The 19,629-nt window shown below is 72.5% G+C and carries 18 protein-coding genes; 13 read left to right on the top strand and 5 right to left on the bottom strand.

Going from position 1 to position 19,629, the window contains the following annotated elements; translation table 11 throughout:
- The 9 genes from GSF22_RS14665 to GSF22_RS14625 form a co-directional block, all read left to right on the top strand.
- Window positions 1-455 (top strand): beta-ketoacyl synthase chain length factor (locus tag GSF22_RS14665; protein ID WP_208814123.1); only part of this gene is annotated, 455 nt, incomplete at its 5' end.
- Entirely contained in the window at window positions 452-2,068 is a 1,617-nt protein-coding gene (locus tag GSF22_RS14660; RefSeq protein WP_208814122.1) for a class I adenylate-forming enzyme family protein, read from the top strand. The genes GSF22_RS14665 and GSF22_RS14660, both read left to right, overlap by 4 nt.
- Window positions 2,065-3,300 carry a beta-ketoacyl-[acyl-carrier-protein] synthase family protein gene (locus GSF22_RS14655; RefSeq protein ID WP_208814121.1) on the top strand — a complete coding sequence of 412 codons (1,236 nt, stop codon included), beginning with the start codon at window positions 2,065-2,067 and terminating at the stop codon, window positions 3,298-3,300. Before GSF22_RS14660 ends, GSF22_RS14655 begins: the two co-directional genes overlap by 4 nt.
- A gap of 14 nt (window positions 3,301-3,314) precedes the next feature.
- Complete coding sequence (hppD, locus tag GSF22_RS14650; protein ID WP_208814120.1) at window positions 3,315-4,406, top strand: 4-hydroxyphenylpyruvate dioxygenase; 1,092 nt, start codon at window positions 3,315-3,317, stop codon at window positions 4,404-4,406.
- The gene (locus tag GSF22_RS14645) at window positions 4,403-5,332 is read left to right on the top strand and encodes a phytanoyl-CoA dioxygenase family protein (RefSeq protein ID WP_208814119.1); all 930 of its coding nucleotides are present in this window, start codon (window positions 4,403-4,405) and stop codon (window positions 5,330-5,332) included. The genes hppD and GSF22_RS14645 overlap by 4 nt, the downstream gene beginning before the upstream one ends.
- Before the next feature lie 2 nt (window positions 5,333-5,334).
- Complete coding sequence (locus GSF22_RS14640) at window positions 5,335-6,132, top strand: DUF3050 domain-containing protein (RefSeq protein ID WP_208814118.1); 798 nt, start codon at window positions 5,335-5,337, stop codon at window positions 6,130-6,132.
- Entirely contained in the window at window positions 6,129-7,112 is a 984-nt protein-coding gene (locus GSF22_RS14635) for a thiamine pyrophosphate-dependent dehydrogenase E1 component subunit alpha (protein ID WP_208814117.1), read from the top strand. The genes GSF22_RS14640 and GSF22_RS14635 overlap by 4 nt, the downstream gene beginning before the upstream one ends.
- A complete protein-coding gene (locus GSF22_RS14630) occupies window positions 7,112-8,080 on the top strand; it encodes an alpha-ketoacid dehydrogenase subunit beta (RefSeq protein WP_208814116.1) in 969 nt (322 codons plus the stop codon). Before GSF22_RS14635 ends, GSF22_RS14630 begins: the two co-directional genes overlap by 1 nt.
- Window positions 8,081-8,083: 3 nt before the next feature.
- Entirely contained in the window at window positions 8,084-9,439 is a 1,356-nt protein-coding gene (locus tag GSF22_RS14625) for a hypothetical protein (protein WP_208814115.1), read from the top strand.
- Window positions 9,440-9,523: 84 nt separating this feature from the next.
- On the opposite strand, the gene GSF22_RS14620 is transcribed toward GSF22_RS14625, so the two are convergent.
- The 3 genes from GSF22_RS14620 to GSF22_RS14610 all read right to left on the bottom strand — a co-directional run bounded on the left by GSF22_RS14620 (window position 9,524) and on the right by GSF22_RS14610 (window position 12,273).
- Window positions 9,524-10,219 carry an SGNH/GDSL hydrolase family protein gene (locus GSF22_RS14620; RefSeq protein WP_208814114.1) on the bottom strand — a complete coding sequence of 232 codons (696 nt, stop codon included), beginning with the start codon at window positions 10,217-10,219 and terminating at the stop codon, window positions 9,524-9,526.
- 61 nt (window positions 10,220-10,280) lie between these two features.
- Window positions 10,281-11,441, bottom strand: a complete 1,161-nt coding sequence (locus GSF22_RS14615) for a glycosyltransferase family 4 protein (RefSeq protein WP_208814113.1) — start codon at window positions 11,439-11,441, stop codon at window positions 10,281-10,283.
- Between the two features lie 46 nt (window positions 11,442-11,487).
- Window positions 11,488-12,273 carry a class I SAM-dependent methyltransferase gene (locus GSF22_RS14610; RefSeq protein ID WP_208814112.1) on the bottom strand — a complete coding sequence of 262 codons (786 nt, stop codon included), beginning with the start codon at window positions 12,271-12,273 and terminating at the stop codon, window positions 11,488-11,490.
- A 211-nt stretch (window positions 12,274-12,484) separates the two neighbouring features.
- Here GSF22_RS14610 and GSF22_RS14605 point away from each other — a divergent pair, with 211 nt between their 5' ends.
- Window positions 12,485-13,540, top strand: coding sequence for an NAD-dependent epimerase/dehydratase family protein (locus GSF22_RS14605; protein WP_208814111.1), 1,056 nt, complete (start codon window positions 12,485-12,487; stop codon window positions 13,538-13,540).
- 63 nt (window positions 13,541-13,603) lie between these two features.
- On the opposite strand, the gene GSF22_RS14600 is transcribed toward GSF22_RS14605, so the two are convergent.
- Window positions 13,604-14,404, bottom strand: a complete 801-nt coding sequence (locus GSF22_RS14600) for a class I SAM-dependent methyltransferase (RefSeq protein ID WP_244367403.1) — start codon at window positions 14,402-14,404, stop codon at window positions 13,604-13,606.
- Between the two features lie 315 nt (window positions 14,405-14,719).
- Between GSF22_RS14600 and GSF22_RS14595 the strand changes: the two genes are divergently transcribed.
- The 3 genes from GSF22_RS14595 (at window position 14,720) to GSF22_RS14585 (ending at window position 17,418) form a co-directional block, all read left to right on the top strand.
- Window positions 14,720-15,889: a helix-turn-helix domain-containing protein gene (locus GSF22_RS14595; RefSeq protein ID WP_208814109.1), complete on the top strand. Its 1,170-nt coding sequence runs from the start codon at window positions 14,720-14,722 to the stop codon at window positions 15,887-15,889.
- A 178-nt stretch (window positions 15,890-16,067) separates the two neighbouring features.
- Entirely contained in the window at window positions 16,068-16,232 is a 165-nt protein-coding gene (locus tag GSF22_RS14590) for a hypothetical protein (RefSeq protein WP_208814108.1), read from the top strand.
- Window positions 16,219-17,418 (top strand): helix-turn-helix domain-containing protein, encoded by a 1,200-nt coding sequence (locus GSF22_RS14585; RefSeq protein ID WP_307803995.1) that lies wholly within the window; start codon window positions 16,219-16,221, stop codon window positions 17,416-17,418. The genes GSF22_RS14590 and GSF22_RS14585 overlap by 14 nt, the downstream gene beginning before the upstream one ends.
- A 14-nt stretch (window positions 17,419-17,432) precedes the next feature.
- On the opposite strand, the gene recD2 is transcribed toward GSF22_RS14585, so the two are convergent.
- The gene (recD2, locus tag GSF22_RS14580) at window positions 17,433-19,619 is read right to left on the bottom strand and encodes an SF1B family DNA helicase RecD2 (protein ID WP_208814124.1); all 2,187 of its coding nucleotides are present in this window, start codon (window positions 19,617-19,619) and stop codon (window positions 17,433-17,435) included.
- Between the last annotated feature and the right edge of the window lie 10 nt (window positions 19,620-19,629).

Genomic DNA, 19,629 nt, shown 5'->3' with positions numbered 1-19,629 from the left:
CGCCCACCCTGCCCGGGTTCGTGGTCTCGTCGTTCAGCCCCCTGGTGGCCGCGGTCGCCGAGCGCTGCCTGACCCGTCGCCACGGGGACCGGCCGGCCCCGGCCGACCCGGGTGAACGCACCGCCGTGGTGCTGGTCAGCGCGGCGGGGGACCGGGTCAGCGCCGACCACGTCCACCGGACGGTGGCCGACGGGGGCCGCCTCGGCCCGCTCTTCTTCTTCCAGTCGGTACCCAACAGCGTGGCCGGTCACGTGGCCACCCGGTGGGGGCTGCGCGGACCGGTGGTCTGCCTGGCGCCCGTCGGTGACCCGCGAACCGAGGCCCTCGACTCCGCCGACCTGCTGCTGCACGACGGCGACGCCGACGAGGCGTTGCTGGTCCTGATCGAACAAGGCCACGACGGTACGGCGGACCACGCCGCCGCCCTGCTCGTCACCAGAAGGGAAACAGCATGAAGACCAGGGGGCTACGCGGGAAGCTGGCGGCCGACCCGCAGATCGGCGCCGGCAACGTGCTGACCACCGTCCTCGCCCACGGGGCCGACCCGGACGGGCCGGGCCTGACCTTCGACACCGCGTTCGACGGCTACCCGGCCGAGCACCCGTTGACCCTCGGCGAGCTGGACGCCCGGGTCCGGGCCCGCGCGGTGCGGCTGCGGGAGCTGGGGGTGAAACCCCGGGACCCGATCGCGGTCTGGGCCACCTCGGCGGCCGACATCGTGCTCAGCTACCTGGCGCTGACCCGGCTCGGCGCCATCCCCGCGCTGATGAACGGCAAGATGCGGGTGGAGATCGCCGCCGAGTACATCCGCCGGCTGCGGGCCGCCGGGGTGCTCGCCGACGCCGAGCACGCCGCCGCGCTGGCCGGGCACGACCTGGGTGCGCCGATCATCGGCCAGCCGGCCGACCTGGGTGACGGTGACCCGGACGCGGCCGGTCCGGCGTACCGGCACGACCAGAGCGACCCGGTGGTCATCACCCACACCTCCGGCACCACCGGGGTACCCAAGTCGGTGCTGCACTCGCACGCCAGCCTCTTCGCCGCCACCCGGCACCTGCTCAGCATGCCGCAGGCCCAGGGCACCCGGCGGATCCTCAACGCCCTGCCCGCCCCGCACACCGCGACCGTGCTGATGGTCAACCAGGCGCTCGGCAACCAGGCCGAGTTCTTCGCCCTCTCCTCCCAGGACGGCGCGACGGTGCTCGACGCCATCCAGCGGTGGAAGCCGGACGGGGTGTTCGGGTTCTCCGTCACCTGGGCGGAACTTGCCCGCTACGACCTGTCCGGGTACGACCTGGACTCGGTGCGGCTGTGGTTCAACACCGGGGACTGCTCGCACGAGCCACACGTCCGCAAGCTGGTCGCGGTCGGCTCGCACGACACGATGACCCGCCAGGGGGTGACCCGGGTACCGGGGTCGGTCTTCATCGACGGTCTGGGCTCCAGCGAGATGGGCCACTCGATGTTCCACATCACCCACCGCACCGGCACCGACCGGTACGACCGGTGCGTCGGCCGGCCCTACCAGTTCGTCGACGCGGTGGTGCTCGACCAGGACGGCAACCGGCTGCCACCCGGCGAGGTCGGCTGGCTCGGCATCGACTCGCCGACGCTGTTCCGGGGCTACTGGAACGACTCGGTGACCACCTACCGGTCCCGGCTGGCCGGCTACTACCTCACCGGCGACCTGGTCTACACCGACACCGAGGGCCGCTTCTACCACATGGACCGGGCGGTCGACTCGGTCGACGCGGGCGGCGGGAAGCGGTTCTACACCGCGCTGTCCGAGGAGCGGGTGCTGGCCGCCTGCCCGGAGGTCACCGACTGCACCGTGGTCATGGTGAGCGGGCCGGACGGCGTCGTCACCGACGTGCTACTGGAACTCTCCGCCGGAGCCGACCCGGCCGAGGACCGCACCGAGCGGGTCCGGGCCGCCCTCGGCGCCGACGTCGGGGCCACCCTGCGCCGGGTGGTCCTGATCAACGGCGACGACCTGCCGGTCACCGTCACCGGAAAGGTCCGCAAGGTGGCGCTGCGGGAGAAGCACCTGGCGGAGTCGACGTCATGACCGTCGCCGACGCGGCCGTGGTCACCGGGATCGGCCTGCTCACCCCGGTCGGCCGGGGCGCCGGGGAGGTCTTCGACGCGCTCTGCGCCGGCCGGTCCGGGCTGACCCGCCCGCCGGCCGGCCACCCCGTGGACGGGGTGCTGGAGGCCGGCGGCTTCGTGCCGGAGATCGACCCGCGCACGGTGCTCTCCGGCCCGGACACCAAGACCCTCGACCGGATCGTGGTGCTGGCCCTGCTCGCCGCCGCCGACGCGTTCGCCGACGCGAAGCTGACCGTCGGGCAGGACGCCGACCCGGAGCGGACCGCGGTGATCGTCGGCGGCGTCGGCGGGATGGCCACTTTGGAGTCGCAGGTGCTCGCCCGGTCCGCCCGGGGCCGCGCGGCGGTCAGCCCGTACCTGCTCACCGGCATCCTGCCGAACATGCCGGCGGCCCGGATCGCCATCGCGCACGGCATCCGGGGCTACAGTTCGTCGGTCGGTACCGCCTGCGCGTCGGGCGCCCAGTCGATCGCCGACGGGCTGCGGCTGATCCGCTCCGGGGAGGCGGACGTGGTGCTGGCCGGGGCCAGCGAGTCCCCGCTCTTCCCCACCTTCGCCGACACCTTCGGCAACGCCCGCGCCCTGGCCCGGGGCTGGGCCGACCCGGCCGAGGCGAGCCGGCCGTTCGACGTACGCCGAAACGGGTTCGTGCTCGCCGAGGGCGCCGCGCTGCTGGTGCTGGAACGCGAGTCGCACGCGGCGGCCCGGGGGGTACGCGGGTACGCCCGGCTGGTCGGTGCCGGGGTGACCACGGACGCGCACCACCCGACCGCGCCCCGCCCGGACGGGGCTGGCGCCGCCGCCTGCATGCGCCGGGCTCTCGCCTCCGGCGGGGTGGACCCGGCGGCGGTCGGCTACGTCAACGCGCACGGCACCAGCACCAAGCTCGGGGACATCGCCGAGACCACCGCCCTCGGCGCGGTCTTCGGCGTCGGCGGGGTACCGGTCAGTTCCACCAAGGCGCTCACCGGCCACCTGCTCGGCGCCTCCGGTGCGCTGGAGGCGGCGGCCACCGCGCTCGCGCTCGCCCAGGGGGTGCTGCCCCCCACCTACCACCTCGACGAACCGGACCCGAACTGCCCGGCGGACCACATCATGGCGAAGCCGCGGCAGGTCGGATGCGACGTCGCGATGTCGAACTCGTTCGGGTTCGGCGGTCAGAACGTCAGCCTGCTTCTCGCGACCCGATGAAGGAAGGGCGGAACATGGAAGTCCGCGGTATCGACCACGTGGAACTCTACGTGGGCGACGCGCGTCAATCGGCATTCTACTTCTGCACGGCGGTCGGCTTCGTCCAGTGTGGACAGGGCGGCCCGGAGACCGGACTGGTCGACCAGCGGTCCCTGCTGCTGCGGCAGGCCGGTATCACCATGGTGCTCACCACCGGCCTGACCGCCGAGCACCCGGCCGCCGGGTACGTGCAGCGGCACGGTGACGGCATCGCGGTGGTCGCGATCGAGGTCGACGACGCGGCGGCGGCGTACGCCGAACTCGTCGCCGCCGGGGCGACGGCGGTCTCCCCACCGGTCACCTACCCGGGCGTCGACGGCGCGGTCACCGTCGCCGATGTCGCCGGGATCGGCGACATCACGCACCGCCTGGTGCAGCGCACCGGTGGGGAGTCCGCGTTCCTGCCCGGGTTGATCGAGCCGGTCCCGCCGGTCGCCGACCCGGCCGCCGGGCCGCTGCACGAGATCGACCACCTGGCGATCTGCGTACCCGCCGGGGAACTGCTGCCCACCGTGCGCCGCTACGAGGAGATCTTCGGCTTCCGGCAGATCTTCGAGGAGTACATCGAGGTGGCCGGGCAGGGGGTCAACTCCATCGTGGTGCAGAGCCCGTCCGGGCAGGTCACCCTGGTGCTGCTGGAACCGGACCCGACCCGCCGGACCGGCCAGATCGGGGACTTCCTGCGCTGGCACGCCGGGGCCGGGGTGCAGCACCTCGGGCTGCGGACCGACGACATCATCGGCGCGGTCACCACCCTGTCGGCGAACGGGGTCCGGTTCAACGGCACCCCCGGTACCTACTACGACGTGCTGGAGGAGCGGGTCGGTCCGCTGGCCAACCCGGTGGAGCGGTTGCGGGACCTGGGCGTGCTGGTCGACCGGGACCACGGGGGCCAGCTGTTGCAGATCTTCACCGAGTCGATGCACGTCCGCCGGACGCTGTTCCTGGAGGTCATCGAGCGGCGCGGGGCGCGCACCTTCGGCAGCGGCAACATCAAGGCCCTCTACGAGGCCAAGGAACGGGAGCTGGCCGCCGCCGGCCCGGTACCCCAGGAGGTGGGAGCATGACCACGATCGACGCGCCGGGCATCCTGACCGAGGAGGAACGGGCCCTGCTCCCCACCGACGAGGAGGTGGAGTTCTACGCCGAGCACGGCTGGTACCTGTCGAAGAAGCTGCTCACCGACGACGAGGTGGACGAGCTGCTGGCGGCGAGCCTGCGCTACTACGACGGCGAGCGGGACCGCCGGCTGCCGGTCCGCCCGCCCCGGCTGGCCTACTGGGAGCCGGAGCACGGGCCGGTGCAGCGGCACAACGACTACGTCCACCACGAGCACGACGGGCTCTCCCGGATCCTGCGCAAGCCGCTGATCGGCGCGGTGGCCGCCCGGCTCGCCCGGGCCCACGAGATCCGCGTGTTCCAGTCCACGCTGATCCTCAAGCCGCCGATCGCCGGGGAGCCCAGCAACATCGTGCCCTGGCACTTCGACAAGCACTACTGGGCCTCGTCGTCGTCGGAGAACATGCTCACCGCGTTCATCCCGATGCACGACTGCGGCGAGGAGATGGGCACCATCACCATGGTCGACGGCAGTCACCGGTGGAAGGAGATCGGCGCCGACGACACGGTGGTGCGGCACTTCGCCGACCGGGACCGCAGCCAGCTGGAGCAGATGCTGGCCGAGAACGCGGCGTACAACAACGCCGAGGTGGTCAAGGTCCCCATGCACATCCCGCGCGGGCACATGAGCTTCCACCACTGCAAGACGTACCACGGCAGTGGCGCCAACGTCAGCGACCAGCCCCGGCGGGCGGTCTCGCTGCACCTCCAGGACGGCCCGAACGGCTACCGCAAGTTCCCGCTCTCCGACGGCACCCTGGCCGCGTACAACCACGACGTGCTGGTCCGGCGCACGCCCGACGGGCGACCGGACTACGCCGACCCCGAGTACTGCCCGGTTATCTGGCGCGACGGCGCGCCGCAGGAAGGATGACGATGTCCCGCTACGACTGGGGGAAGACCCACCCCGGCATCGAACGGCTCGAAGCGGCGGTGAGCGCCAAGCGCGACGTCGTCGTCTCGCACCCGCTCTACGCCAACCTCAACACCCACGAGGCGCTGGTCACCTTCATGGAGCACCACGTCTTCGCGGTCTGGGACTTCATGTCCCTGCTGAAGTCGTTGCAGCGCCAGCTCACCTGCGTGACCGTGCCGTGGATTCCGACCGGGCCGACCGGCAGCCGGCGGCTGATCAACGACATCGTGATGGTCGAGGAGAGCGACGAACTCGGCGAGGGCTACATCAGCCACTTCGAGCTGTACGTCAACGGCATGACCGAGGCCGGCGCGGACACCGGGCCGGTGGAGAAGCTGATCGACCTGCTCCGTGCGGGACGCCCGGTCACCGAGTCGCTCGGCGCGGCCGGGGTGCCGGCCCCGTCGGCGGCGTTCGCCGCGACCACCTGGCGGATCATCGAGACCACTCCGGTGCACTGCCAGGCCGCCGCGTTCGCCTTCGGCCGGGAGGACCTGATCCCGGACATGTTCACCCAGGTCGTCGCGGTCAACGAGCGCAGCCGCCGGCTGGGTACGTTCGTGGACTACCTGGAGCGGCACATCGAGGTCGACGGGGAGCAGCACACCCCGATGGCCATGCAGATGCTCGCCGACCTGTGCGGTGACGACGACACCAAGTGGCAGGAGTGCGCCGACACGGTGAACGTCGCGCTGACCGCGCGGGCCCAGCTCTGGGACGACATCCTCGTGGCGATCAAGGACGGCCCGCGCCCGTGACGTCCACCGCAGCGGGGGTCGACGCCGGCCCGCTCTACCGGACCGTGCGGTTGATCCGCCGGTTCGAGGAGCGGGCCATCGACCTCGTCCGCGCCGGCGAGATCGTCGGCGGCATCCACCCGTACCTGGGTCAGGAGGCCATCGCGGCGGGGGTCTGCGCGGCGCTGCGGCCCGACGACCTGATCACCAGTACCCACCGGGGGCACGGCCACGTGCTCGCCAAGGGAGCCGACCCGGCCCGGATGCTCGCCGAGCTCTGCGGCCGGGCCACCGGCCTCAACGGCGGCCGGGGCGGCTCCATGCACGCCGCCGACTTCTCCGTCGGCATCTTCGGCGCCAACGCGATCGTCGGCGCCGCCGGTTCCATCCTCACCGGGGCGGTCTGGGCGAAACGCCGCCTCGGTGGCGACCAGGTCGGCGCGACCTTCTTCGGTGACGGCGCGGTCAACGAGGGGATGCTGCTGGAAGGGTTCAGCCTGGCCGCGCTCTGGTCGGTGCCGGTGGTGTTCGTCTGCGAGAACAACGGCTACGCCACCACCATGCCGGTGGCGCAGGCGGTCGCCGGCACCATCACCGGCCGGGCCGAGGCGTTCGGCATCCCGGCGGTGGTGGTGGACGGCCAGGACCCGGAGGCGGTCCGGGACGCCACCCGGGAGGCCGTGGACGCCGCCCGGGCCGGGGGCGGTCCCCGGCTGCTGGAGTGCCGGACCTACCGGTTCGACGCCCACCACACCTTCGAGCACGACGTACGCCTGGACTACCGGGACGCCGCCGAGGTGGCGCAGGGCCGGTCCCGGGACCCGGTGGAGATCCAGGGGGCCCGGCTCGACCCGGCGCAGCGGGCCGCGATCGACGCCGAGGTGGAGGCGGTCCTCGCCGAGGCGGTCGAGTTCGCCCTGGCCAGCCCGACGCCCGACCCGGCCGACGCGCTGGCGTACCTGTACGCCAGCGGGTTGCGGCCCCGACCCGGGAGCGCGTGATGCCCCGACTGTCCTACCTGAAGGCACTCAACCGGGCGCTCGGTGACGAGCTGGCCCGGGATCCGTCGGTGGTGGTGCTCGGCGAGGACATCCGGGTCGCCGCGTCCAACCTGACCGCCGGGCTGCTGAAGAAGTACGGCCCGGAACGGATCATCGACACCCCGCTGGCCGAGCAGGGCTTCACCAACTTCGCCACCGGGGCGGCGCTGGCCGGGCTGCGGCCGGTGATCGAGTTCCAGATCCCGTCGCTGTTGTTCCTGGTCTTCGAGCAGATCGCCAACCAGGCGCACAAGTTCTCCCTGATGACCGGGGGACAGGCCCGGGTACCGGTCACCTACGTGGTCACCGGCTCCGGGTCGCGCAGCGGCTGGGCCGGGCAGCACTCCGACCATCCGTACGGGCTGCTCGCCCACGTGGGGGTGAAGACGCTCGTGCCGGCCACCCCGGCGGACGCGTACGGGCTGCTGCTGTCGGCGGTCCGCGACGACGACCCGGTGGTGCTCTTCGCCCCCGCCGGGGCGCTCGGGGTACGCGCCGACGTGGACCCGACCGAGCTGGCTGCGGTGCCGATCGGGGTGGGTACGCTGCGCCGCCCCGGTGACGACGTCACCGTGGTGGCGGTCGGGCACCTGGTGCACGACGCCCTCGCGGTGGCCGAGGAGTTGGCCGACCAGGTGTCGGTGGAGGTGTTCGACCCCCGGACGCTGTACCCGTTCGACATCGACGGGCTCCTGGCGTCGGTGGGCCGGACCGGGCGGCTGGTGGTGGTCGACGACTCCAACCGGTCCTGCGGGATCGGGGCGGAGATCATCGCCAGCGTGGTCGAACGGGTCGCGCTGGCGGCCCCACCCCGGCGGGTCACCCGACCCGACGGGGCGGTGCTGCCGTTCGCTGCGGCGCTCGACCGGGCGGTACAGCCGGGCCGGGAGCAGTTGACGGCGGCGATCCAACTAGTGATGAAGGGTTGAGCAGTGACTGACGCGGACTACTCCTGGCCGGGCGCGAGCCAGGCGTGGCTGGACCTGCCGGAACCGGTACGGGCCCGGATGGTCACCGCCGGTGCCGAGCAGTGGCAGCGGATCTTCGACGGGCGGGCCACGTACAACAAGCAGTGGCGGCTGGCCCGGCCACCGGTGATGACCGCCGACGCGTTGACCACCCTCAACCGGATCTCCGACCGGCTGGCCCAGCTGGTGCTGGAGACCTGCCAGCGGCGGGCCCGTACCGGCGCGGAACTGCGGGCCCTGCTCGGGGTCACCGAGGAACGGACCCGGCTGCTGGACGACGCGGCGCCGCTGGACGAGCGGCTGCTCGCCGCGGTCCGGCCGGACGTGCTGCTCTCCGGCGGGGTGCCGAAGTTCGTCGAGTTCAACATCGACAGCAGCCTCGGCGGGGCGCTCGACTCGGACACGGTGGTCCGGCGGTTCGTCGAGATCTACGCCGAGCGGGGCATCACCGAGCTGGTCCCGATGGCACCGGCGCCGTCCGCCGTGGCGGAACGGTTCGTGGCCATCCGGACCACCCTCGGCCTGCCCGAGGGCGCCCGGGTCGCGATGCTGATCGACTTCGACGCCGAGTACCCGGGACTGGACAACCCGGAATGGTTCATGTCCAAGCTGGCCCCGGTGGTCGACCTGGCCCGGGACTGCGCCGTCGACCTGGTGATCAGCCCGGTTTCCACGGTGACCCTCGACGACCAGCGGCGGCTGCTGGTCGACGGGGGCACGGTCGACGCGGTGTTCCGGCTCTTCGTACCCAACCGGGTCACCCCGAGCGCCGGGATCCGGGCCCTGGCCGACGCGACCGCCGCCGGCCTGCCGGTGTTCGTCTCGGCGGCGGCCTGGCTGCTCGGCAGCAAGCAGGTCCTCGCCTGGCTCTGGTCCGACCTGGACCAGTTGCCGGAGGACGACCGGGCCCTGGTCCGCCGGTACGTGCCGCGCACCGAGACGCTCACCGCCGACGCCGTCGAACGGGCCGTCGCCGCGCAGCAGGACCTGGTGGCGAAGCCGGCCGACGGTTCGGCCGGGGTCGGCGTGCTGATCGGCCGGGAGACCGATCCCGAGGCGTGGCGGGACGGGCTGGCCAAGGCCGTCGAGGCGGGCGGGTACGTCCTCCAGGAGTACGTCCCGGCCGACTCGGTGCCGATGGACTTCGTGCACATCGAGACCGGGGAGACGGTGACCGAGGAGGTGCCGTACAGCATCGCGCCGTACCTGTTCGACCGGCGGGGTTCCGGGGTGTGCGTGCGGTCCGGGTTCCCGGGCTGCGAGGGCGTGCTGAACCTGGCCCGGGGGGTGCTGCTCTCCGGGGTGCTGGTGGTCGACTGACCGGTGTCGGGGCCGGGTCGACCGTCGGTCGACCCGGCCCCGGCGCGTACCCGGTGACCGGCCCGACGCGTACCAACCGACGCCTCAGGCCGGGGTGGCCCGCCGGGCGGCCAGGTGGGCGCCGAGCCGCCGGACGGTCTCGGCGGTGGCGATGGCGTCACTGCGGGCGCTGCCGTGCCGGCCGTCGCTGGAGTACAGCGACGGGTCGCTGGTGGCCGGATGGTCGGTGAGCTGCACGTGCAGGGTGCCCAGTGTCTCGGCGAGCCGGCCGGTGTGCGCCGACAACCGGCGCATCCGTTCGGCCAGACCGGGGCGCAGCGAGGCCGGCACCGCCGGGCTGTACGACACGTCGAACATGCCCACCGTGACGACGTCCGCGCCGACCTGCTGCAACGCGGTGATCATGGTAGTCAGTTCGGCGTCCACCGCCGCCGGATCGTAGGACCGGCTGAACGCGTCGTTCCCACCGCAGACCACCAGGGCCAGATCGGGAGCGAAGTCCAGGGCCGGCTGGAGCTGGCCGGCGCGTACCTCGTGGGCCCGCAGTCCACGGTGGCCCAGGTTGCGGTAGGCCAGGGCGGGTTGCCCGGCGGACAGCTCGGCGGCGATCCGGTCGGCCCACTGCACCGGCGGGTACCCGTCGACCGGCTCGCACATCCCCTCGGCGACGCTGTCGCCGAGCACCACGAACCGGCGCCAGGGATGGCCGTCGAGCAGCGTGCGGCTCTCGCCGTCGCGCAGGCAGTAGGGGTCGGTCGATTCAGTCAGGATCGATGACACCCGGGGAACGCTAGTCCACCGGCCCGGTCCGGGCCAGGGCCGGACGGTCCGACCCCGTTCCTCAGTGGACCGCCGCCTCCCGTTCCGTGGCCGGCTGCACCTCCCGGGGACCGCCCAGCAGATCGTCCAGACCGGTCCTCGGCTGTGCGACCAGTTGCCGCCAGACCGCCCCGAGCGAGGCGGCGATCCGGGTCCAGCAGAACCCGCTGGCTGCCCGGGCCCGTCCGGCGGCGGCGAGATCGTCGGCCAGTTGCGGGTCGTCCCGTAGCCGGGCCAACCGGTCGGTCAGCGCCGCGACGTTCCCGGCGGGGAAGACCAGCCCGGCCGGACCCAGGAGGTACGGCGTCCCGCCGGTGTCACTGCCGATCACCGGGATCCCACCGGCCATGGCCCCGACCAGGGTGCGACCGGCCTGCTCCGCCAGGGGTGCAGGCGTCCACGGGAGCACGCGCCGCCGCGCCACCCCGGTCGTGGGCAGGACCAGCACGTCCATCCGGGCCAGCAGGTCGGGCAGTTCGGTGTCGCGGGACCACCCCTGTCGGTGGACCCGGCCGGGTCGGCGGGTGGCGGCCAGGTCGACCTGCGGTGCGAGTGGTCCGTCACCTACCAGCAGCACGTCGCAGTCGATCCGCTCGGCGGCGGCCAGGAGGTCCCGCACTCCGGTGTGGGGCGCCAGCCGGTCGACGAAACCTGCGGTGAACCGGCGGTGCGTCGGCCGGGGTACCGGCGACGGGGTGAACCGGCCGGTGTCCACGCCGGGCGGCACGATGGTCGCCGGCCCCCGGTAACCTCCGGCCCGCAGTGCCTCCAGTGCGGCCGGCGTGCTCGGGAAGGCATGGTCGACCTGCTGACCGGCGTACCGCTCGAACAGCGGCACCAGGGTGGGAATCCGGGGCGACCCGGGCTGCCCCGGGTGGAGCGTCACCGGGGTTCCGGGCCAGTACCGGTCCCGCCACCGCAGTGTCTGCCGGATGATCGGGTAGGTCCCGTCGCCGATGACGTGCACCACGTCCGGTCGCTGCGCGCCGATCGGGTGGTCGCGCGGCACGTGGTGGCGGAAGCCGGGGCGGGTGCGGCTCAACCGGTCGAGTTCCCGGGCGGCGTTCGCCGGAACGTCGCGGGCCAGCACGGTCAGGGTGACTCCGGGTTGGTCGCAGAGGGCCGCGAACAGGTCTGTCCAGTGTCCGGTCCGCTCGCCGACGACCGTGGTCAGGATGTGCATGAACCTTCCTTGCCGGTGTGGTGGGTGATCGAGCCGGGACGTCCCGTCAACGGCCCAGCGCCCGGCCGTCGTGCCGGGCGAAGACGCGCAGCAGGTCGCCGAGGTGCGGGTGGCTCAACCGGGGGGAGCCGGTGGCCAGCCAGTCCTCGACCAGCAGCTTGCGCACGTGGCGCCACCGGGCCCGGGGCTGCTGGTAGAACCGGGAGAAGACCGTGTCGTGCGAGATGACCCGGAAGCCGGTCTGGACGAGCAGTCGGGTGAGGGTCTCGGGGGTGAAGTGCCACCGGTGGTCGTCCCGGGTGTCCGTCGGCGTCGGCCATCGGCCATCGACGGGTCGGACGGCGGCGGCGGTGTTCGGTACTTCGAGGGCGAGCCAGCCGCCGGGGGACAGGGCGGTCCGGACGGCGTGCAGGAAGGTACGGGGGTTTTCGACGTGTCCGAGGACGTGGAAGGCGCAGACCGTGTGGGCCCGATGGTGTGGGGCGAGCGTTTCGAAGGAGCCGTGGTGGACGGTCTGGCCGAGTTGTTCCCGGGCGAAACGGGTGGCGGTGGCGGAGATCTCGATGCCGGCAGCGGGGATGCCGGCGGTGGTGGCGGCTTCGAGGAAGTAGCCGTCGGCGGGTCCGGCCTCCAGCAGGGTGGCGGGGCGGACGGTGGTGAGCAGCCAGCGTAGCCGCCGCCCCGCCTCGAACCGCTGCTGTGCCGCCGCCGCGGCCCGGTCCTCGGGGCCGTCGGTGGTGCAGCGGGGCTCGTCGGGCCGCAGCGACGGAGCGGGACTCGCCGGGGTGCCGCACAGTCGGCACCGGACCGCCTCGATGCGATCTACCGCCATGCTCTTCTCCGATCGTTCACCGACGACCAGGCGATCCCCGCAACAGGTCGTCGAGGTACGGATGGCTCGGCGTGGGCTGCCGGTGTCCACCGGCGCGGGTCTTTGACGCGACCCTGCTCACCGATTATGAAACCTTGCGCCGTTTATATCCGATTTATGGCTAGATTGCCCTGAAGATGCGCATGGTGGCCTTCTGTCGAGTACCGTCGCGATGGCCCGACCCGACCGCCACCGGGAGTCCACCATGTACAGCTCCGAGCCGACCGGCTGGTCGGATCCCGCCGATGCGCTGCGGGGCACCCGGGTGGTGGTTACCGGTGGTGCCGGTTTCGTCGGCAGTCACGTGGTGACCCGGTTGCTGTTGACCGGTGCCCGGGTCAAGGTTGTCGACAACCTCTCCACCGGCCGGTTGGACAACCTCGACGACGCCCGCCGGGCCGGGCTGGCCGACCGGGACCTCGTGGTCGCCGACATCCGGGGACCGGCGGGCACGTCGGTCGTCACCCGGTGGCGCCCGGACGTGGTGGTCCACCTCGCCGCGCAGACCAGTGCGGCGGTGGCGGTCCGCGCTCCGGCGCCGGATGCGGACGCCAACATCTGCGGCACCCTCAACGTCCTGGACGCCGCCGCGTCGGCTGGGGTCGGACTGGTCGTCCATGCCGCGAGCAGCGCGATCTACGGCCGGGTACCCGCCGCCGGCCTGCCGGTCGGCGAGGAGACGCCGGTCGCCCCGACCCACCCGTACGGCATCAGCAAGGCGACCGGACTGCGCTACCTCGACTGGTACCGCGAGCGCCACGGCCTGGCGTACACCGCGCTGGTGCTGGGCAACGTCTACGGGCCACGCCAGACCGGTCCACACCGTGGGGTGGTGGCCCGGATGGCGGCGGCGCTGCTCTCCGGCGAACGGGCCGTCATCACCGGTGACGGCGGGCAGACCCGGGACTTCGTGTACGTCGGCGACGTTGCGCACGCGGTCGCCCTGGCCTGCGTCACCGACGGCGTCGGCATGGTCAACATCGGTACCGGCCGGGAGACCAGCATCACCGAGGCGTACGGGTTCATCGCGGCGACGGTGGGGGCGGACGGACCGCCCCGGCACGATCCGCCGGTGCCCGGGGAGATCCGCCGGATGGCCCTGGACCCGTCCCGGGCCGGTACCCGGCTCGGCTGGCAGCCGACGGTGGACCTGGCCGAGGGGGTCGCGCTGGTGGTGGCCGACGGTCGGCGGCGCCTGGCCCGGGAGCGGCTCGCGTCGGTCCGGTAGCGGACCGGACTGTCGGCGGGTCCGCCCGCCCGGTCCGGACCGGGCGGGCGGGGGCGGGTCCGCTCAGACCCGGCAGAGGATCTCGTGGTGCGGAACGGTGAACCAGGCGTCCGGGTGTGCGGCCCAGCGCAGCCAGCCGTCGGCCATCCGGTGCAGGTCGCCCTCGTCGGCACCGTCGGCCAGGAAGGTGCGGCCGAGGGCGGCCCGGGTCACCCGCTCGGCCTGGGTCTCCGCCCACCAACTCCGGTCGTCCTCGCTACTGAAGCGCCACTGTGCGGCACTGGTCACGATCTCGGTGAAGCCGGCCGCCCGCGCCCAGCCGGCCAGGCGCGGCCCGGCGTCCGGCTCACCGCCGGCGGCCCGGGCGGCCCGCCGGTACCGGGCCAGCCACTCGTCGAGTTCCGGGACCCGTGGGTACCAGTCGAACGCGGAGTAGTCGCTGTCCCGGGCGGCGACGAGCCCACCTGGCCGGGTGACCCGGCGCATCTCGGTGAGCGCGGTGACCGGGTCCCCGACGTGCTGGAGCACCTGGTGGGCGTGCGTGACGTCGAACGTGTCGTCGGGCAGGGCCAGGGCGTGGACGTCGGCGACGGCGAGGGTGACGTTCCCGCGCGCCGATATCTCCTGCCGCGCCCGGTGCGCGGCGTCGGCGCTGCTGTCCAGCGCGGTGACCGGCCCCGGTGCGACCCGGGCGGCCAGGCCGGCGGTGATGGTGCCCGGCCCGCAGCCGACGTCCAGCAGGGACATGCCCGACACCAGGTGCGGCAGCAGGTACGCCGCCGAGTTCTCCGCCGTACGCCAGCCGTGCGACCGGAGCACCGACTCGTGATGGCCATGGATGTAACGAGCTGCCGCGTCGTTCAACTGCCTCTCCCTCCAACGATGACCCGACGCTATCGTCGATCTCATTTTATGGGAGATCTATCTTGCTATATGAGATGACTTGAGCGCCCCGCCGAGGAACCGGCACCGACCCGGGGCCGCTGCGGCGACGGCGTGGGTAGGCGTGCACGGCGGCAGCGTCACCCAGCCGCCGCCTGTCGAGCTGCACCGTCTCTGCCAGCACGCCCCGGTCTGGACGTCACCCATGCGCACACACTTGTTGTACTGTCCGTAGTGGCCGTCGGTCGGCGGTAGCGACCGGTGGACACCGTCCCAGCCCTCAACCTGGGAGTACCCATGCCGGATGTCGATCCGCGTTTCGGTGCGCACCTGCGTGCGCTGCGTACCAGCCGGGGGCTCTCCCTACGAGCCCTGGGTCAGCTCGCGCACCGGGGTAAGAGCCACCTCCACGACCTGGAGACCGGCGCCAAGGCGCCCACCCCCGATACCGCTCGGCACCTCGACAGGGTTCTCAGGGCTGGTGGGATGCTCGCCCGGCTGGTCGATCAGCCCGTCGATCACGATGCCGAAGCCGAGGAACTGCTGACCCGGGTCAGGGCCAGTGACGTCAGCGCCGAGACGCTCTCCCGGATCGAGGCTGGTGTCGATGACCTGGCCAGCGCCTATGCGACCACGCCGTCCGTCGACCTGCTCCCCATGGTGCGGCGGCACCTGGCGTACGTCAGCAGACTGCTGGACGGACACGGCACCCTCGCGCAGCGACGGCGGCTCGTCGTTGCCGGTGGCTGGCTCAGCATCCTTCGGGCGACCGTGCACATCGACCTTCAGCAGCGGTCGGCTGCCGGAGCGCACCTGACTGCCGCCGGGAAGCTCGCCGAGCACGCCGAGCATGCGGAGATCCAGGCATGGTGCCTGGAGACCCACGCGTGGGAGTCGCTGACCAAGGGTGACTACCCGCGGTCCATCGACCTTTCCCAACAGGCTCAGCGGGTGGCTCCTCGGGGCAGTTCGGCGCACATCCAGGCCACCGCACAGGAAGCACGGGTGTGGGCGCGGATGGGCGAGGTCCGGCTTACCCGTGGTGCACTCGACCGCCTGGAGCGGTTGACCACCAACCTGCCCGTACCGGAACGGGCCGAGCACCACTACCGGTACGACCCGACAAAGGCGTTGGCGTACACCGCGACAACGCTGGCGTGGGCCGGCGATCCGGCTGCGGAACAGGTCGCCCGGTCCGCGCTGGCGGAACTGGACCCGCGCGGAGACGGCGGTGACCGGCCACGGCGTTCGGCTTCGGCCCGCCTTGATCTGGCACTCGCGCTCGTGGCCGCCGACCAGCCGGACGAAGCCTGTGCGGTCGCGGTCGAGGCGGTCACCTCGGGTCGGGTTGCGTCGTCGAACTGGTGGCGGGCGCGGGAGGTGCTACGGCGGGTCGAGTCGACAGGAGCGACGGAAGCGAACACGCTGCGTGAGGTGTACGAGGCGTACCAGCCGGCTACCCGATAGCGGACAGCGGACACGACCGGCGGACACCTGCCACCTTCAGGTCACCTTCCGATTACCTGATGCTGTTAGCGAGGGTTGGTCCGACGTGAGTAGTCGAATGCTTGGGCCACCGATCTGACTCGGGCGCGGCGCGGTTTCCTCTTTGAAGCCCACCGTCGCCCCGCCAGCGGAGGTAGTGATGAGTGGTGACGAGTCGGCGGCGTGCCGGGGTGAGCAGGTCGAGCAGACGGAGCGGGAGGCCGCGAAGCAACGGCTCCTCGATCAGGCCGAGGCGGATCGGATACCGGCGGAGGAGATCACGCGGGCGGTGCCGGATCGGCGGTGGCGTCGTGGACAGCACTGAGTTGTTGCCGATCGGTCGGCGGGTGGCGTACTGGCGTGGGCGGCGGAGGTTGTCGCAGCAGGTGTTGGCCGACCGGTTGGGGAAGTCGAAGAGCTGGGTGGACAAGGTCGAGCGGGGTGTGCGGTCGTTGGACCGGGTGTCCACGATCGAGGAAATCGCCACGGTGCTGCGGATCGACGTGGCGGTGCTGCTGAGCCGGAGCGTGCCACCTGCCGAGGCTACCGGTCGGGTCGCGGGTGTGGAGCTGGTCGGGGCGGCCTTGTCGGCGTACGAGATCGCATTGGGCCGTTCGGCCCGGGTGCCGGTACCGCCCGTCGACCGGTTGGTGGAGAGCGTGCGGCATGCCTGGACCAGTTTCCAGCACGCCCGTTATCCGCAGGTGGTGACGTTCCTGCCGGGGCTGTTGGCCGCCGCGCAGCGTGCGCACGCGGATGATCCGGTGTCGGGCCGTGGTCCGCTGGTGGAGGCGTACCGGGTGACGGCGGCGGTGTTGGTGAAGCTCGGTGAAGTGGATCTTGCCTGGGTGGCCGCCGACCGGGCGATGAATGTGGCGTCAGGTGATCCCGTGCTCGTCGCCGCCGCTGCGGTGCAACTCGGTCAGGTGTTACGTGCGGCGGGTCGGAGCCGGCCAGCGCAGGTGGCGATGCGGGCGGCGGCGTACCGGGTCGCCCCACCCGATCTCGACGATGGCGCCCCGCCGGAGGTGTCGTTGTGCGGGACGCTGCTCGTCCAGGCGGCCCTGGCTGCCGCCGGCCAAGGCGATGGTCGGGCGGTTGCGGAGTTGATCGACGAGGCCGCCGACCTGGCCGCCCGGGTGGGTGACGGTCAGGATCATCATCGGACGGGGTTCGGGCCGACCGCGGTGGACCTGGCCCGTACCACGGCAGCGGTCGAGCTGGGCCAGGTGGACGAGGCGGTGGCCTGGCACGAGAAGACGACCACGCGGGACGGGTGGCGGTGGCTCGCCGCCGAGCACCGCGCCGCGCACCTGGTCGACGCCGCGCGGGCGTACCTGCTGGTCGGCGACCCGGCCACCGCAGGCCGGCTGCTGGTCGATGCCGACCGGGTCGCGCCGGCCGAGGTCCGGCACCGCCCGTCCGCGCGGGCGGTGGTCGCCCGGGTGGCCCGTGACCCGCACGTCCCGGCGATGGTCCTCCCGCTCGTCACCGCGCTCGGCCTGAGCTGACCGGAGCGGGACGTTCAGGTGGGGGAGAGGCGGTGGGTCAGCGCGGTGTGCCGGCGACCGGTACCGGCGGTACGGACCGCGATCGCGATCGCCTTACGGCTGCCGGCCAGCACGACCAGCTTCCGGGCCCGGGTCACCGCGGTGTAGAGCAGGTTGCGTTGCAGCATCGTGTACGACCCCATGGTCACCGGGATGACCACGGCCGGGTACTCGCTGCCCTGGGAGCGGTGCACCGTGATGGCGTACGCGTGCTGCAACTCGTCTAACTCGTCGAAGTCGTACCCGACCTCCTCGTCCTCGTCGGTGCGGACGGTGAGCCGCTGCTCGTCCGGGTCGAGGGCGGTGACCACCCCGACGGTGCCGTTGAAGACCCCGGCGGTGCCCTTGTCGTAGTTGTTGCGGATCTGGATGACCTTGTCGCCGACCCGGAACACCCGGGCCCCGTGCCGCCGCTCGGGCATGCCCTCCCGGTGCGGGGCGAGCGCCTGTTGCAGGGTGACGTTCAGGTTGGCCGAGCCGGCCGGACCCCGGTGCATCGGCGTGAGCACCTGGATGTCCCGGGGTTGCAGCCCGAACCGGCGGGGGATCCGCCGGGCCACGATCTCCACCACCTGCTCGGCGGTGGCCTCCGGTTCGTCGCTGGGGAACAGGAAGAAGTCCGGGTACTCGCCGAGGGCCGGCGGCAGGCCGTCGTTGATCCGGTGCGCGTTGACCACCACGCCGGACTGCTGGGCCTGCCGGAAGATCCGGGTCAGCCGCACCCGGGGGATGGCGTCGGCAGCCAGGATGTCGCGCAGCACCTCACCGGCCCCGACCGAAGGCAACTGGTCGACGTCCCCGACCAGCAGCAGGTGCGCGCCGTTGGGTACCGCCCGGATCAGTTTGTTCGCCAGGATCAGGTCCAGCATGGACGACTCGTCGACCACGATCAGGTCGGCGTCGATCGGGTTGTCCCGGTCGTGGGTGGGGTCGCCGCCGGGCCGCAGCTGCAACAGCCGGTGTACGGTGGCCGCCGGGTGACCGGTCAGTTCGGTCATCCGTTTGGCGGCCCGGCCGGTCGGCGCGGCCAGGACGATCTTCGCCTTCTTCGCGGCGGCCAGCTCGATGATCGACTTCACGGTGAACGACTTTCCGCAGCCCGGCCCGCCGGTGAGCACGGCGACCTTCTCGGTCAGCGCCAGCCGGACCGCCTGCTCCTGCTCGTCGGCGAGGTCGGCGCCGGTGCGGGTCCGCAGCCAGGCCAGCGCCCGGGTCCAGTCCACGTCGGCGAACGCGGGCAGCCGGTCGGCGCTGGTCCGGGACAGTCGCAGCAGCCCTCCGGCCAGTGACTGCTCGGCCCGGTGGAAGGGGACCAGGTAGACCGCCGGGATGGTGCCGCCCTCGCTGGTCGGGTTCGGCACCTGCTCCCGGACCACCCCCTCCTCGGCGGCGAGCCCGGTCAGGCACTCCCGGACCAGGTCGGCGGGTACCCCGAGGATGGTGGCGGCGTCGGCGACCAGGTTCGGCTCCGGCAGGTAGCAGTGCCCGGCGTCGGCGGCCTCGGAGAGGGTGTACTGGATGCCCGCGCGGACCCGCTGCGGGCTGTCGTGCGGGATGCCCACCGCCTGGGCGATGGTGTCGGCGGTCTTGAAGCCGATGCCCCAGACGTCGGCGGCCAGCCGGTACGGCTCGTTGCGCACCACCGAGATCGACGAGTCGCCGTACTTCTTGTAGATGCGTACCGCCAGCGAGGTGGACACCCCGACGCCCTGGAGGAAGACCATGACCTCCTTGATCGCCTTCTGCTCCTCCCAGGCCGCGCCGATCGCCGCGCTGCGCTTGCGGCCCAGGCCGTGCACCTCGGTCAGCCGGCCGGGCTCCTCCTCGATGATCCGCAGGGTGTCCACGCCGAAGGTTTCCACGATCCGGGCCGCGGTCTTCGGGCCGACCCCCTTGATCAGCCCGGAGCCCAGGTAGCGTTCGATGCCCTGCACCGTCGCCGGCAGCACGGTCGTGTACGAGTGCACCTCGAACTGCCGCCCGTACTTCGGATGCGACCCCCACCGGCCGACCAGCCGCAGGCTCTCCCCGGGCTGTACCCCGAGCAGCGCGCCGACCACGGTCAGCAGGTCGTCGCCGCCGCGTCGGGTGGCCACCCGGGCGATGGTGTAGCCGGTCTCCTCGTTGGCGTACGTGATCCGTTCCAGGACCGCCTCCAGCACGGTGCCGGGC

The sequence above is a fragment of the Micromonospora echinofusca genome, assembly GCF_017614955.1.
GTDB lineage: Bacteria > Actinomycetota > Actinomycetes > Mycobacteriales > Micromonosporaceae > Micromonospora > Micromonospora echinofusca_A.
The sequence above is the reverse complement of the archived record's forward strand: the minus strand, read 5'-3'. Positions and strand labels throughout refer to the sequence as shown.